At 57.5% G+C, this 13,807-nt stretch carries 12 protein-coding genes; 7 read left to right on the forward strand and 5 right to left on the reverse strand.

Translation table 11 applies throughout. From position 1 onward, the window contains the following. The first annotated feature begins 187 nt into the window (after nt 1-187). Together BOSE62_RS09825 and BOSE62_RS09830 are read left to right on the forward strand one after the other, a co-directional pair. Entirely contained in the window at nt 188-598 is a 411-nt protein-coding gene (locus tag BOSE62_RS09825; RefSeq protein WP_236553965.1) for a PilZ domain-containing protein, read from the forward strand. Between the two features lie 88 nt (nt 599-686). Further along, the gene (locus tag BOSE62_RS09830; RefSeq protein ID WP_159645547.1) at nt 687-1,727 is read left to right on the forward strand and encodes a CaiB/BaiF CoA transferase family protein; all 1,041 of its coding nucleotides are present in this window, start codon (nt 687-689) and stop codon (nt 1,725-1,727) included. Here the strand turns inward: BOSE62_RS09830 and BOSE62_RS09835 are convergent. From BOSE62_RS09835 to BOSE62_RS09845, 3 genes are read right to left on the reverse strand one after another with little or no spacing between them, the layout of a single operon-like run. Beyond that, on the reverse strand, nt 1,685-2,446 hold the full coding sequence (locus BOSE62_RS09835) for a LytR/AlgR family response regulator transcription factor (RefSeq protein WP_159645550.1): 762 nt from the start codon (nt 2,444-2,446) through the stop codon (nt 1,685-1,687). The two genes, BOSE62_RS09830 and BOSE62_RS09835, sit on opposite strands and share 43 nt — an antisense overlap. A gap of 2 nt (nt 2,447-2,448) precedes the next feature. Beyond that, nucleotides 2,449-3,606: a sensor histidine kinase gene (locus tag BOSE62_RS09840; RefSeq protein WP_159645553.1), complete on the reverse strand. Its 1,158-nt coding sequence runs from the start codon at nt 3,604-3,606 to the stop codon at nt 2,449-2,451. A 14-nt stretch (nt 3,607-3,620) separates the two neighbouring features. Beyond that, entirely contained in the window at nt 3,621-4,826 is a 1,206-nt protein-coding gene (locus BOSE62_RS09845) for a DUF2891 domain-containing protein (RefSeq protein ID WP_159645556.1), read from the reverse strand. A 38-nt stretch (nt 4,827-4,864) separates the two neighbouring features. Between BOSE62_RS09845 and BOSE62_RS09850 the strand changes: the two genes are divergently transcribed. The 5 genes from BOSE62_RS09850 to BOSE62_RS09870 all read left to right on the forward strand — a co-directional run bounded on the left by BOSE62_RS09850 (nt 4,865) and on the right by BOSE62_RS09870 (nt 10,113). Beyond that, nucleotides 4,865-6,298, forward strand: a complete 1,434-nt coding sequence (locus BOSE62_RS09850; RefSeq protein ID WP_159645559.1) for an MATE family efflux transporter — start codon at nt 4,865-4,867, stop codon at nt 6,296-6,298. A gap of 61 nt (nt 6,299-6,359) precedes the next feature. Further along, nucleotides 6,360-7,751, forward strand: coding sequence for a cell wall hydrolase (locus tag BOSE62_RS09855; RefSeq protein ID WP_236553967.1), 1,392 nt, complete (start codon nt 6,360-6,362; stop codon nt 7,749-7,751). Between the two features lie 116 nt (nt 7,752-7,867). Continuing rightward, a complete protein-coding gene (locus BOSE62_RS09860) occupies nt 7,868-9,241 on the forward strand; it encodes a class II 3-deoxy-7-phosphoheptulonate synthase (RefSeq protein ID WP_159645562.1) in 1,374 nt (457 codons plus the stop codon). A 2-nt stretch (nt 9,242-9,243) separates the two neighbouring features. Then, nucleotides 9,244-9,477, forward strand: a complete 234-nt coding sequence (locus tag BOSE62_RS09865) for a hypothetical protein (RefSeq protein WP_236554210.1) — start codon at nt 9,244-9,246, stop codon at nt 9,475-9,477. 84 nt (nt 9,478-9,561) lie between these two features. Beyond that, the gene (locus BOSE62_RS09870; protein WP_159645565.1) at nt 9,562-10,113 is read left to right on the forward strand and encodes a hypothetical protein; all 552 of its coding nucleotides are present in this window, start codon (nt 9,562-9,564) and stop codon (nt 10,111-10,113) included. Between the two features lies 1 nt (nt 10,114). Here the strand turns inward: BOSE62_RS09870 and BOSE62_RS09875 are convergent, their stop codons facing one another. Both BOSE62_RS09875 and BOSE62_RS09880 read right to left on the reverse strand, forming a co-directional pair. Continuing rightward, nucleotides 10,115-12,388, reverse strand: coding sequence for a CHASE2 domain-containing protein (locus tag BOSE62_RS09875; RefSeq protein ID WP_159645568.1), 2,274 nt, complete (start codon nt 12,386-12,388; stop codon nt 10,115-10,117). Nucleotides 12,389-12,437: 49 nt separating this feature from the next. Next, on the reverse strand, nt 12,438-13,805 hold the full coding sequence (locus tag BOSE62_RS09880; protein ID WP_159645571.1) for a FecR domain-containing protein: 1,368 nt from the start codon (nt 13,803-13,805) through the stop codon (nt 12,438-12,440). Between the last annotated feature and the right edge of the window lie 2 nt (nt 13,806-13,807).

The raw sequence follows: 13,807 nt of genomic DNA on the forward strand, positions 1-13,807 counted from the left end.
TTTTTCTCTAGAGCAAAACAGAGGTCCTCTCTGGCGCCTTGGCAACGGCACTGGCCTGCTCGGTTTACCGCGTTAATCCAGCGCTTTTGCGAGAAACAATGCTTACTATTAACGAAATTTGCACCAATTTTACCCTACTACTTCCTTTGCGACACATGTATTTACATTTACCGGCTACGGGAAGCTCATGAACGAACCATTTGACGATAGTCTGAAAATGAACAGTCAGGCCCTCGGCCATTCGAAGCGGGAGCTGGAGCGCGACAGCCTGTTTTTGAAGGCTGCTCTGAGCTTCGTCGATGGTGATGATTGCGGCGAAGTCCGGATTCGCAACCTGTCAGCCGGCGGCCTGATGGCCGAAGCACCGGTACTTGCCAAGCGGGGCGACAAGGTCCAGCTGGAGCTGCGCAATATTGGTCAGGTGACCGGACATGTCGCATGGGTAGCCCAGGGCAGATTCGGCGTGGCGTTTGACCATCCCATCGATCCGAAGCTCGCACGGCAACCTGTCGGTCAGAAAAAGTTGGAATTACCGCACTATCTGCGCCAGCATGGAAAAAAATCCCCGCATTTGCACAAGAGACAACGCTCCCGCTGATCTTCCGGTCAAGGCTCAATATTAGACTTGATTAGAACTACTTCCCTGCATAGGACGGTTTAATCATTCGATTAAACGGGAGCAGGACATGGCTGGACCACTTACAGGTATCAATATTATCGAATTCGCTGGCATTGGTCCCGGCCCCTTTTGCGGCATGATGCTCGCCGACCAGGGGGCGAACGTTACCGTTCTGCACCGCCCGGGAGCGGCGCCGGATCCACGCCTTGCCCTGTCCCGTTCCCGTAATCTGGTCGAGATCGACCTGAAATCAGAAGACGGCATCAAGACTGCCCGTGATCTGGTCAAAACTGCCGACGGCCTGATCGAAGGCTTTCGCCCCGGCGTCATGGAACGTCTCGGCCTCGGGCCGGATATATTGCTCGCCGACAATCCCAAACTTGTTTACGGCCGGATGACCGGCTGGGGCCAATATGGGCCACTCGCCGCCGCAGCCGGCCATGATATTAACTATATTTCCGTATCCGGTGCCTTGCATGCGTTCGGACGAGCGGGTGAAAAACCGACCCCCCCGATCAACATGGTTGGCGATTTTGGCGGCGGCGGCATGATGCTGGCCTTCGGCATGGTATCCGCCCTGCTCCACGCCAAGACCGGCGGCACGGGCCAGGTTGTGGATTGTGCGATGACCGATGGTTCCGCCGCTTTGATGGCGATGATCTTCGACTTTCACAATATCGGCCAGTGGCAGGACGAGCGAGGTGTCAATTTGCTCGATACCGGGGCGCATTTCTATGACACCTACGAAACGGCTGATGCCAAATATATCTCGATTGGATCAATCGAACCCCAATTTTACGCAGAGCTGCGGCAAGTGGCCGGTATTGCAGACGATAGCGATTTCGACGCCCAGATGAATCCGAAACAGTGGCCGATGCTGAAGGAGAAACTGACAGATCTGTTCAAAACCAAAACCCGCGACCAGTGGTGCGAGTTGATGGAGGGAACGGATATATGCTTCGCGCCGGTACTGTCGCTGGCAGAAGCCAAGGAGCATCCCCATAATATCGAAAGAGAGGCGTTTGTCGATGTCGGTGGACTGAAACAACCGGCACCAGCGCCGCGCTATTCGGTTACGGTGTCCGATCCGCCCAGGCGCCCGGCTTGAGCCGAACCGGCGATTCTGTCGGCAAAGCGGGGGCCAATCGGCAATTGCTTGCCATCCTTCAATATGACATAATGTTTGCGGCCTTTGCGACGCACCTCGGTAATACAGTCCCGTCGCACAATGGTTGACCGGTGAACCCGGACAAACAGATCGTGCGGCAACATTTTGTCCAGCGAGTGCATCGACTGATGGACGAGAAAGCTGCGATCAGGAAGATTTAGGCGCATATAGTCGCGCTCCGCCTCGACCCATTCGATATCCGACACCATGATTTGCAGGGCGCCGTTCCCGTCCTGCACCCACAGGCGGTCAACCGTCTCCGTTCCCCGATCATTCCCGGCTCGTGTCCGATTTGCGATGGCCCGCTCTACCGCTTCGCGCAATAGCGACTCCTTCACCGGTTTCAGGAGATAGTCTGTGGCTTCCAGCCGGAAAGCCTGCACCGCGTAAGTGCTGTGGGCCGTTGTAAAGATAATCTCCGGCATATGCCCGAGACCCTGACAGAATTCCGCCACCTTGAGCCCGGAAAATTCTGGCATATCGACGTCTAGCAGCACGATGTCTGGCGGGTTCAGTCTGATTTTCTCGATCGCCTGGCGACCGCCATTGGCCAATGCGATTTCCCCGAACAACCGGATTCGCTTGCACAATGCCTTAAGCCGGGTGCGGGCCAGCGGTTCATCATCGACAATCAACACCGAGGGCGGCTTCCTGGCCATTCTCATATATCCTGGAAAATCAGGGATGGATCGGGCAAGATGATAGTGGCGATCGCCATCCCGTCCTTGCTATTGGCCAGGAGCAGCGACGCATTCTGCCCGTATAGCGCTCGCAACCGACTCTGGATATTGGTCAGTCCAGTCCCGGTCCCGGCAGCCCGGTCATGTGGCTGCGCAGGCGGAATTTCCACCCTGCCGTCATTGGCGACGCTGATTCGCAGACGATCTCCCTCGATACGTGCGGATATGATGATATTAAGCGGCTGGTCCGCTCCCGAAACGCCGAACTTGATGGCATTTTCGATCAGCGGCTGGATGATCAGTGCCGGAATGCTCCAGCCATTTGCAGCAGGTTCGATATCGACAAAATAGTGAAGCCACTGGGGGAAACGCATACGTTCTATTTCCAGATAGCGTACCTGCTGGGCAATCTCCTGCTCCACCGTAATCATATCCTGCGCGCCACCGGTCAAAACAGCACGCATATAGTCGGCCAGGTCATCGACCAGTTTCTCCGCCTGCTCGTTCTGCCGATCGATGATAAGGCTGCTGACCGAATTCAGCGCGTTGAAGACAAAATGCGGATTGAGCTGATAACGGAGCGCCCGCAACTCACTCGCCCGGTTGACCCGCTCCAGTTGACGACTGTGCTCCATCATTCTCTGCACGTTTTTGCTGTGCGAAAGGGCCAGATATAATGCCCCCCAACTGACCAGAATGAAATAGCGGGTAAAAGCCTCGTCCAGAACATAGGTCCAGTCAAAGGAAGCGAAATCAACCGGCTCGAGAAGATAGGAAAAGTCGAACAGCCGGGCGTCATGATCAAAGACGATCTGATCGATTAGCGCGATAAGATTGGCGAGGATCATGGTCGGCAAGCTCAACATGAATATGGCAGCCCCCATCCCCTTGCACCGGACTGCAATCAGCAGCCGATACAGCATCCAGGTAAAAGTGATACAGATGATGGTCATCAGAATGCGCTGCAGGAACAGGGCGTCTGCATTCATCTCGGGAACATATAAGATGCGACTGCTCACGAACAAGAAATAGGCGCTCCAGATCCCGAAAATCGATTTGATCGCAAGATCGCGATTGACGGGAAACAGCCGGCTGAACAGGGACAGCGTCCGGCACTCGGCATTTTGTGTCGGTTGCATGGACGGATGCGGGTTCACGAAGCCGGATTGCTGCTATTTTTGTCGATCCCCCGCCGGGTCCGCCAGTAAGTCGCGAAACTGGCGAGCCAGTGGCTGCCCGAATAATGCGGTGTTCGCACGGCTTGCTCGCCGGAATTTCCGTGTAGTCTGGCGGATGCGAGAAGCGCTGCGCGCCGCGGATCGTCGTCCGGAAGTGCGGAAGCCATGCCTTCCAGCGCCCAGGCCCGCGACAGATTGAGACCGTCGAGATGGACCAGTTTCCCGTCGGTCGGATCTTTCACAACGCCCATTTCGAGCCAGTCGCCCCTTCCATCGGTTGGTAGCGCGGGAAGAAAACCCGAAAGCCATTCGGCATATTCCCTCTGATTCATTAATCGCCGCATCAGATCGGCCACCATGAGACAGGATGACAGAAAATCTTCACCCGAAGGTTCATATGCCATCGGACAATCCCGGTCCTGGCGATGGAAATCCAAGGCTTTTTCGCGCACTAGGGCAGTCATTTCGCGATCACCGCTACGTGCAGCCCAGTCGAGGAACAGGCCAAAAGCAAAAGCGGACTGGTTGTGGGTCCCAAGCCGGACGGGATAGGCGAGTTTCGGCAGCCAGTTCTTGATATTGTCGACGATCAGAGCTTCCAGCGGCTGCAGCCGGTCCAGCCAAAGCTTCGCCTGTTCGGCCTTGCTACCCTCGCCCTTGGCAATATCGCGCAGTTCCGCAGTCAGTTGCAGAAACCATGCGATGCCATAGGGCCGCTCGAAAGCCGTGCGGTCCGCCCCCTGGAAATAGGCCAGTTCACCGGCAACCTTCGCCGCCGTATAATTCGCTGCCAGCGCGGCAGCAATCTCGTCATCCATATCGGGAACCAGATCCTGACCCCAGAGCCGGATCAGCAACCAGTGGCCGTGGACAGCGCTATGCCAATCGAAACAGCCGTAGAATAGCGGCGTCAGCTTTGCCGGCTCGGCGACATCGGCGGCGCTATTCAGGACATGACTGATCTTGCTGGGATATTGTTTGTTGATGCAGTTAAGGGCGATCCGGGCATAAGCCTGTTCGGCCCGGCGCGGCTTCAGCGCATTATCCGCCGGATCGGGAGCGGTATTGCGACGTTCGAACACGCCGCGATCCTCTGGAGAGGATGTCTTGTCTTCCTCGGCTGCGGAACATCCTGCCAATGTCGCGATCACCAGACCAACCAGTGTTTTTCGATAGACCATGAGACACTCTCCAAAGATGTTTTTCCAATAGAGAGGAATTGACCCTCTGGCAAAAGACTATAGGGCAAAATATCTTTTCCGCCATTGCCAGTTCCGGTCAGGCGGTTTGTAGTGGAACAGATTTTATCTCGCCCCAACCCGCCATATTCCTGACCGGCAGTCCCTTGCGGCATATCACCACCATGTCGCTGACCGCCAGCATCGGCATGCTGACCATGTTTCTGGTCGATTTTGCCGATCTGTTCTACATTGCCCAGCTATCAGACAGCGCGCTGACCGCGGCAATGGGTTTTGCCGCCACCATCCTGTTTTTCGGCACGGCTTTCCATATCGGCCTGATGATTGCCACCAGCGCGCTGGCAGCCCGCCATATCGGTCAGGGTGATCCGGACCGGGCTCGGCGCTATCTGACAAATATTCTGGTTCTCAGCACCGTGATGATGGTCCCTTTCGCGCTCATCCTGTCCCTGTTCGCCCCGGCGATTCTGGATTTGGCCGGCGCTGACGGGGCCGCCAATCAGGCGGCAACCGGGTATATCCGGATCGTCGCGCCGTTCATGCCGGTCAGTGTCACGGCCATGGTCTGCTCCGGCTTCCTGCGCGCCCACGGCGCAGCCCGGCGCTCGATGCACGTCACGCTCAGCATGGGCATAACCAATGCGATCCTTGACCCCCTGTTCATCTTTGGCCTTGACTGGGGCATCAACGGCGCGGCGGTTGCAAGTGCCTGTGCCGTCGTCGTTTCAGCGATATATGCCATCCGCACAGTCTTTCGGAATTATGGCGGTTTCGACCGGTTTTCCCTAGTAAGCTTCCGGGCCGATATCCGGGCGATCATGGCAATTCTGGTCCCCGCGGTGCTGACCAATGTCGCGACACCGATCGGCGGCTTCCTCTCCTATCGCTTTATCGCCGACTATTCCGATGACGTGATCGCCGGCTTCGCGGTGGTTGGCCGGGTTGTACCGGTAGCATTCTGCCTGATGTTTTCACTGTCTGGCGCCGTGGGACCGATCATCGGGCAGAATTTTGGCGCGCTGAAACTCGACCGGGTTCGGATCACGATTCAGCAGGCAACCCTGTTCGCCCTCGCCTATACATTGGCAATCTGGCCAATTCTCTTGCTGCTCAGCGGGCCGATCAGCGATGCGTTTCATCTGGTCGGCGAAGGGCGGCATGTATTCTGGCTGTTTGCCCTCATGCTGACCCCGCTGTTCTTCTTTAACGGTATGCTGTTCATCAGCAACGCGGCCTGCAACAATCTCGGGCATCCCGGCTGGTCCACGCTGATGAACTGGCTTCGCAATACGCTGGGTCTTGTTCCCTTTCTCTGGCTCGGTCGTGAATATTACGGGTTGGACGGCATCATCGTCGGTCCGGCTGTCGGCGGAATAATATTCGGCGTGGCCGGCTATTCGCTCGCGCAATATCTGGTCGGCAGACAGGCGCAGAAGACTGCGTTAACCGGTTAATATTCCAGACGGGCGCGTCCCATGTTGGAACAGCACGATCAAGCATCGCGCAGAAGCCGCCATGACCGGCTATATCACGACGACCAGCCCGCTTGGGCCCAATCAGGCATTGAAAAACCACGTGCGCGTACCTCCACCCTATGTTCCACCCCTGAGCAGCAATATCCCCGATTTCGGGCTGGATGGTGGTCATCCGGAGCCGCTCGTCAGCACGGGCAAGTCTGCAATTGGCGCACATTCCGGCCAGAACACTGCACATACAGAGGCTTCACAATCGCGAAAGCCGCTCGGATCTTTTGCCAAATTGTCGGTCCGCGAACGCATATTGACGGCACTTTTTTTGGCTAGCCTGCTGCTGATACCGGCCACCATGCCCCAATCAAGCGTCGACGCCCAGCAATTCAGACCCAGCGATTCGGGGCTCCAGCCGGTCGAGCGAGCGGAAGAAAATTTTGCCGGTTCCGCTTTCTACTTTCTCGACCCCAATTATGCGATACCGCAAAATTATGGCGGTTTCGGCGCCGATCCGCTCGCTGAGGCCGGAGCCGGACCTATTGCGGGCACACCGGATTTGATCAGCAATGATGCAGATCAGGCATCAACAGCGCATCTGATCCATCCGGTTGCTTTCCGTGGCTCGGCGACGGATGACAGCCGGGCACTATATTGCCTGACGCAGGCGATCTACTATGAAGCCGGGATGGAACCCGATGCCGGCCAGCGCGCCGTCGCCCAAGTAATTCTGAACCGGGTCCGCCATCCCAGCTATCCCGGTACAATATGCGGCGTGATCTATCAGGGCAGCGAGCGGACGACCGGCTGCCAGTTTACCTATACTTGCGACGGTTCGCTGCGACGCAAGGCAGCAAGCTACCACTGGAACCGTGCGAAAAAGGTCGCAGCGCAAGCATTGGCCGGAAAAAGCTATACGACAGTCGGCACAGCCACCCATTACCACGCGACCTATGTCTATCCATATTGGGCACCAAGCCTGCGGTTTCTCGGAACGGTTGGAGCCCATCGCTTTTACAGCTGGAAAGGCAATGCCGGAAAAGCCAGCGCCTTCGGCCAGAAATACCGGGGCGGAGAGCCGTTACCTGCGCCAAAGCCACGCCGGCAAGCTGACATCCGCGACAACGGCTCTGCCTCCACGCTCGATCCGATTGCGCTGGAGAAAGCCTATGAGGCAGCCCGGCGCAAAGCCGAAGCGGAAGCCGCTCAATCCGAAAAAGCCGCGGCCCTCGCCGCTGACAACGCCCGTCGCAATAACCGGCCCTATGGGACGCCGGATATACAGGCCGGCCGTTCGTACAAGGCCCCCGACTATAGCGCCCAGGCAAGAGCTAAAGGCGGTGATCAAGCTTATGCCGGCCAGAGATTACCCGATGCGAGTCAGATTAAACCGGAATTCCGCGAAAGCGGCAGCTGGAAGAAAAAACCCGGCGGCTCCTAGAGAGCGGATGCTCCCCGATAGTTGCGCCGGCAACCAACAATGGGTTTCCCTTGCCATTACCCTTGACTCCCGCCTAAAGGCTCTCGATTTTATTGGAAATGAAGCGGAGCGCTCGAATGGCGACAAATTGGACGGCAAATAGCTGGCGGGATTTTGAAGGGCTGCATATGCCCGAGTATAAAGACGCCACAAAACTCGCGGAAACGGAAGAGCTGCTCGGCAGCTATCCGCCGCTGGTTTTTGCCGGTGAAGCCCGTAGCCTGAAACAGGATCTGGCAGAGGTCGCCGCCGGCAAGGCATTTCTGCTGCAGGGCGGGGACTGTGCCGAAAGCTTTGCGGAATTTCATCCGAACAATATCCGCGACACGTTCCGCGTGATCCTCCAGATGGCGGTGGTCCTGACCTATGCGTCCAAGCTGCCGATCGTAAAAGTGGGCCGTATGGCCGGCCAGTTTGCCAAGCCGCGCTCGTCCAATGTCGAAGTGCAGGATGGCGTGGAGCTTCCAAGCTATCGCGGTGATATCATCAATGGCATCGAGTTTGACAGCAGCCGCCGGGACCCCGATCCCGAGCGGATGATCCGGGCCTATAACCAAGCCGCGGCGACACTCAACCTGCTGCGCGCGTTCTCGACCGGCGGCTATGCTAATCTGAAGCAAGTGCATGGCTGGACCCATGATTTCATGGCGCGCAGCCCGTGGGCGAAGAAATTCGAGGAAATGGCCGACCGGATCGGCGAAGCTTTGGCCTTCATGGAAGCCTGCGGCATCAACCCGGACACTGTACCGCAATTGAAAGCCACATCTTTCTACACCAGTCACGAAGCGCTGCTGCTGCCCTACGAGCAGTGCCTGACCCGTCAGGACAGCCTGACCGGCGACTGGTTTGACACCAGCGCGCATTTCCTGTGGATCGGCGACCGGACACGTTTCGAGGGCTCTGCCCATGTCGAGTTCCTGCGCGGCATCGGCAATCCGATCGGGCTGAAATGCGGCCCGTCGCTGACACCGGACGCATTGCTGAAAATGCTCGATACGCTCAATCCGGCGCGCGAACCCGGCCGGATCACGCTAATCACGCGTTTTGGTCACGACAAGATCGAAAGCGGGCTGCCGCCTCTCGTGCGCGCTGTCAAAAAGTCGGGCCATCCGGTCATCTGGTCCTGCGATCCGATGCACGGCAATGTCATCAAGGCGGAGAGCGGATACAAGACGCGGCCGTTTGACCGCATCCTGAGCGAAGTGCGCGGCTTTTTCGCCGTCCACCGGGCTGAGGGCACATTTGCCGGCGGCATCCATTGCGAAATGACTGGCCAGAATGTGACCGAATGTACCGGCGGCGGCGTGGCCATCACCGATGCGTCACTCGGCGACCGCTATCATACGCATTGCGATCCGCGCCTGAATGCCGCGCAATCGCTGGAACTGGCCTTCCTGCTCGCCGAAATGCTCAATCAGGAACTGTCCGACCGGGCACGGGAAGCGGCCTGATCATGGTCGGAAAGACGAAGCCCGAGCGGATGCGTCCCGAAGATTATGCACCTGGAGAATCGCCCATGAGCAGGGGAGCCACATATGTCCGCAAGGAAATCGTCAGCAAGGGTGTGGGGTTCGGCAGCGCGCTGGCGATTGCCATCAGCTTCACCACGCACAAGTCTATCCTGTGGGCGATTATTCACGGCTTTTTCTCCTGGTTTTATGTGATCTACTACGCGTTGACCCGGTAGATCCGAAAACCGAAGCCAATGTGCGTGACTTTTCCGGACCGGCGGACTATCAATTTACATTGAATGAACTCAGCGGAGCATGTGATGATGCGATCACTCCCATGGATGTTGGCGAGCGCACTGGCGGTTTCCGGCTGTGCCGGGCCAATACAAACCCGGGTCCAGACGCATCAGGTGATTGCGGCATCTGCGCAGAAGAAATTCACCATGTCTTCGACCGATGCCGTCGCGCATAGTGACTTGACGGCCGCCCGGGATATGGTCGCCAGATCGCTCAACGACAGAGGCTATGAATCGTCTTCCGATGCATCGATTCTGGTCCATGTCGCGCTTTCCAACCGACCAGCCGATATCGCGGTAAAGGCTGGTGCAGACAATGCCGAAAAATCGATCTCTACGGCAAAAAAACAGAAAAGATTCCAGTCCTGCAAGGATCGCGAACATCGATTGACTGTCAGTCTGTTCGATCAGATCCGCGGAAAGAAGCTCTATTCCGGCAGCGCGGCAGAATATCATTGCAAGGGTACTGTAATACAGTCCCTGCCCTTCTTGATTGATTCCGCACTCTCGGGGCTGGACACCAAGCCGAGCAGCACCCCGCGCAGCACATTCCGCACCCGTCAGGGCATCGAGTGATTCAGTCCGTCTGGCACTCAAGATCGGGAGCCAGAGGCAGCAATATGGTAAAGCAGGCGCCGCCGTCCCGTTGGTTCTCTCCCCGGATGTGACCACCGTGTCTGGCGATCACCTTGGCGACGAAATTCAGCCCGAGACCAGCTCCCTTGATGGATGAATGCGCCATAGTGTCATCGCTGGCAAAGCGCTCGAACAATTGGCCGAGGATGCCCTCGGAAATACCTTTGCCCTGATCAGATATAGCAACCGACACGAAAGGTTGGCCATCCAGATCAGTTACCCGGATCCCGATCGTCACGACACCGCCATCCGGACTATATTTAATTGCATTGTCGATCAGGTTCACGAAGGAGCGATAGAGGCTCGAAGGTTCGACATGCACGAAGGCACCCTCGGACTGGTCTTCGACTTCACAGCGAATGCCCCGCTTTTGGGCAAGGGGCCAGAGGCTGTCATTGGCCTCCTCAACCAGTTCCGCAAGCAGGATATCCTCGCCGGCAAACTCGCTCGCATCGATCCGGGCCAATCCGACAAAATTGTCCGCCAGCGCCAAAGTCCGGCGGGCATGCCCCTCAATCCGGCTGGTTGTCTCGTCAGTCTCGCGACCGTCAAGAAGAGCCAGAATGGCAGCCTGAGGCGCCCGCATATCATGAGACAGCAGCTGCAACACCTCTTCCCGTTGCTGCGCCGCATTGGCTACTTCCGTAATGTCCGCCAGATAATGGATATACCCTCTCAGCAATCCTTCATCCGATGCAACCGGCGCGCGGCGCATAGCGAAAATGCGTCCGTCGCTGGAAGTAAACTCGACATAATCCTGTTTGGTCGGCCGGCTCTTCTGGTCGAGATAATCCTTCACCTCCTGAAGATCATCAGCCGAAACAAAGCGGTCGAGCATGTCATCCAGCGCCAGATTCTGAGCGCCGTCTTCCATTCCGGTCTGCGCCAGCCTGTTGACGAATGTAACCTTGCCCCGCAGATCGGTGATGAACATCGGATCGGGCAGGTTCCTGAGCGCATCGCTGATGAAGCGCCGCAAATCGCGAACATGGGATATCGCGTGGGTCAGTTGTTCGGCCTGTCCGGTAATAACGTCAACGGGTCCCAGTTCCGTCCGCATGATCGGTATATCAACTTTCGAGCGACCGAAATGCTCCAATTCGCCATCCATGAAATCGCTGGTAGCCTGTAAGCGGCGCCAGCCCCATACGGGATATACAATCAGCACACCCAGCAGGGCGGTTCCAGGCGCAAACCAGAGGGAGAATTGCACAAGCACGGCGCTGGCCAGCAATATCGTCACTATCAGGAAGAAAGAGACGACGATCGTGGTGCGTGGACGCCAGCGCCAGAAACCGAGCAGCAATATCCAGACCGGCAGCAGTGACAACAGCAGTTGCTGGATCAAAGGGATCGGCCGGATAAAATCATCGCGCGCGATTGTGCTGTAAAGATTGGCCATGATCTCGACCCCGGCCATCGTACCGCCATCGCCGAGCGGCACCGGATATTGATCACCCATACCGTTGGCCGTAGCACCGATCAGGATTATCTTGTCCTGCACGAATGCAGGCGGCACTTGTCCCTTGGCCAATGCCGCATAGGATATCGATTGATATGCTCCACGATCCGCATAGGGCATCAACAGATTCTGATCGCAATCATCCAGCCGGTCGAAAGCCGGAGACATATTTCCTTCGACCGCCTGGTAAATTACCTCCATCAAATGGGGCCATTCCGCCTCCGTATCCTTGTCGCCAAAGCAAAGGTTCGCGCGACGTACGACTCCGTCAGCGTCGAAAAGCAGATTCACGTGGCCGAGACCGGTTGCTGCCGCGGTGAACGGCGCGATCGGCTGTCTAACATCAAATTCTGCACCATTGCTGCCAGGAAAAACAAAATGCAGTGGCAGGAACAGATTTGGCAGATCGGCCATCGCCTGCGCCAGCAGTTGGTCACCTTCCGGTTCTCCCGGTTCGCTGAGCAGGACGTCGAAACCAGTCGCTCTCGGGGTGCCGATCGCGAGCTGCTCGAAAAACTGGGCATGCCGTTCGCGGGGCCATGGCCACTTGCCGAAGGCGTGCAGGCTCTCCTCGTCAATCTCGACGATCATTATGTCCGGCGATGCCTCCGGCCGATCAATGCCGGACAGTTGGTCGTAGACCAGATTGTCGAAGCGCGACAGGCTATCCCAATAACCCAGTGCCACCACCATGCAGGACGCTAGCAATGCTACCGCAAGCCATTCGACAACCAGACGCTGGCGTAGTCTCATCGGCGCCTGGGCCTGATCGGACGGTCGGTCAAAAGCCGGATCCGGACCGCTAGTTGGCCACGGTCATTTTTTCGAAATCGGTCCATTTTTCTATCGCTGCCGGATCGTCGGGATCACTGGAGAACTGGATCACGCCAACGCGCCAGAAATATTCCCCATCGGCCAGATCCGACAGAGTGACGGTGTCGGCGGAGAGGCCCGCTTCGTCGATAATGGGTACGGATGTCTTGCTGTCTTTCAGGATCTGGAGCCGGTAGAATCGTTCCCCCTCGCCTTTGCCGAACCATTTGAAGCGATAGCCGAAATCGCCGGCGTCGGCGCTACCGCCCAGCGTACTCAGCTGGCGCTTGAAGCTATACGTAGCGGGCATCCCCTCGAAACCGTCCGCCGCCAGCGCCGTCAGCTTGGCGAAATAGCGCCCATTCGGGATCGTCGGCAATTCCAGCACCGTGCCCCGCACCTCTGCTTCGGCGACGATATCGACAAAGCCGGCATCGGACGCGATGCTGACACGATGACCGATAGCCGACTCGCGCGGTTCAACGGCAAAGTGCAATTCCGCCTCGGACTGTACATTCGCAGGATCAAGCAGTTCGGGCGGTGACAGCAATTGCGCTTTCGCAATCGCACCTGACGCCGTCGCTGCTGCACCGGTACCTGCGGCTATGGTAACCAGGTTCGCCCCGTTCAGCCTCTCGCCCGCCGCGACCACGACTTCGCCTTCAACCGTTTCGGAAAAGGCGGTGCCGGACATCTCATCCACCCTGGTCCGATAGTCGGTCCCGCGAACAGCGGAGACGGCAACCGGAGTGCGGACCCGATAGCGGTCCGCCTTCTTGTCCAACGGCGCTACCTTCGAGCGCACGCGCCCCTTGTCGACGGCCAATTCATAGTCGATGCTGTCGGTCAGCAGGATATGGCGCAGGCGGGTAATCCGGACGTGGCTGTTGGATGGCAGGGAAACCTGCGACCCGTCTTCCAGTTGCAACGTCATGAAACTCCGCGCAGCCGTTCTGATATTGCTGCCCTCGCCGATGTTCATACCCGTAACCGGTGTCCGGTTCTGGCCATCCGAAGCAATGGAAACATTCCCGCGGAACGCGCTCAGCCGGGCTTCACTCGGACGGTATTTCAGCAAGGCTACAGGAATGCGCAGCGATGTGCCTACGGGGATAACACGCGGGTTGGCAACGCGGTTGAGCCGTTGCACGGCGCGATAGTCCGACGACTTGCGCAGATAATTATTGGCAAGACGGTACAGCGTGTCTCCACGCTTGAAGACATAGGTGATCTGCTCCGAATCGGAGTTTTTCCGGGCTGCAGCTTCACCAGGGGCAATGGCCAAAGCGCAGATAGATAGCACCAGCAACAGGCGAAGGCCCGACGAAGGCATCCAATTCCGGAATTCTTCAAACACTA

The sequence above is a fragment of the Sphingorhabdus sp. 109 genome (assembly GCF_902506555.1).
Taxonomy (GTDB): Bacteria; Pseudomonadota; Alphaproteobacteria; order Sphingomonadales; family Sphingomonadaceae; genus Parasphingorhabdus.

Coding starts and splice junctions, on each gene's coding strand:
- BOSE62_RS09825 (WP_236553965.1), top strand. CDS start 188: ATGAACGAACCATTTGACGATAGTCTGAAAATGAACAGTCAGGCCCTC.
- BOSE62_RS09830 (WP_159645547.1), top strand. CDS start 687: ATGGCTGGACCACTTACAGGTATCAATATTATCGAATTCGCTGGCATT.
- BOSE62_RS09835 (WP_159645550.1), bottom strand. CDS start 2,446: ATGGCCAGGAAGCCGCCCTCGGTGTTGATTGTCGATGATGAACCGCTG.
- BOSE62_RS09840 (WP_159645553.1), bottom strand. CDS start 3,606: ATGCAACCGACACAAAATGCCGAGTGCCGGACGCTGTCCCTGTTCAGC.
- BOSE62_RS09845 (WP_159645556.1), bottom strand. CDS start 4,826: ATGGTCTATCGAAAAACACTGGTTGGTCTGGTGATCGCGACATTGGCA.
- BOSE62_RS09855 (WP_236553967.1), top strand. CDS start 6,360: ATGACCGGCTATATCACGACGACCAGCCCGCTTGGGCCCAATCAGGCA.
- BOSE62_RS09860 (WP_159645562.1), top strand. CDS start 7,868: ATGGCGACAAATTGGACGGCAAATAGCTGGCGGGATTTTGAAGGGCTG.
- BOSE62_RS09865 (WP_236554210.1), top strand. CDS start 9,244: ATGGTCGGAAAGACGAAGCCCGAGCGGATGCGTCCCGAAGATTATGCA.
- BOSE62_RS09870 (WP_159645565.1), top strand. CDS start 9,562: ATGATGCGATCACTCCCATGGATGTTGGCGAGCGCACTGGCGGTTTCC.
- BOSE62_RS09875 (WP_159645568.1), bottom strand. CDS start 12,388: ATGAGACTACGCCAGCGTCTGGTTGTCGAATGGCTTGCGGTAGCATTG.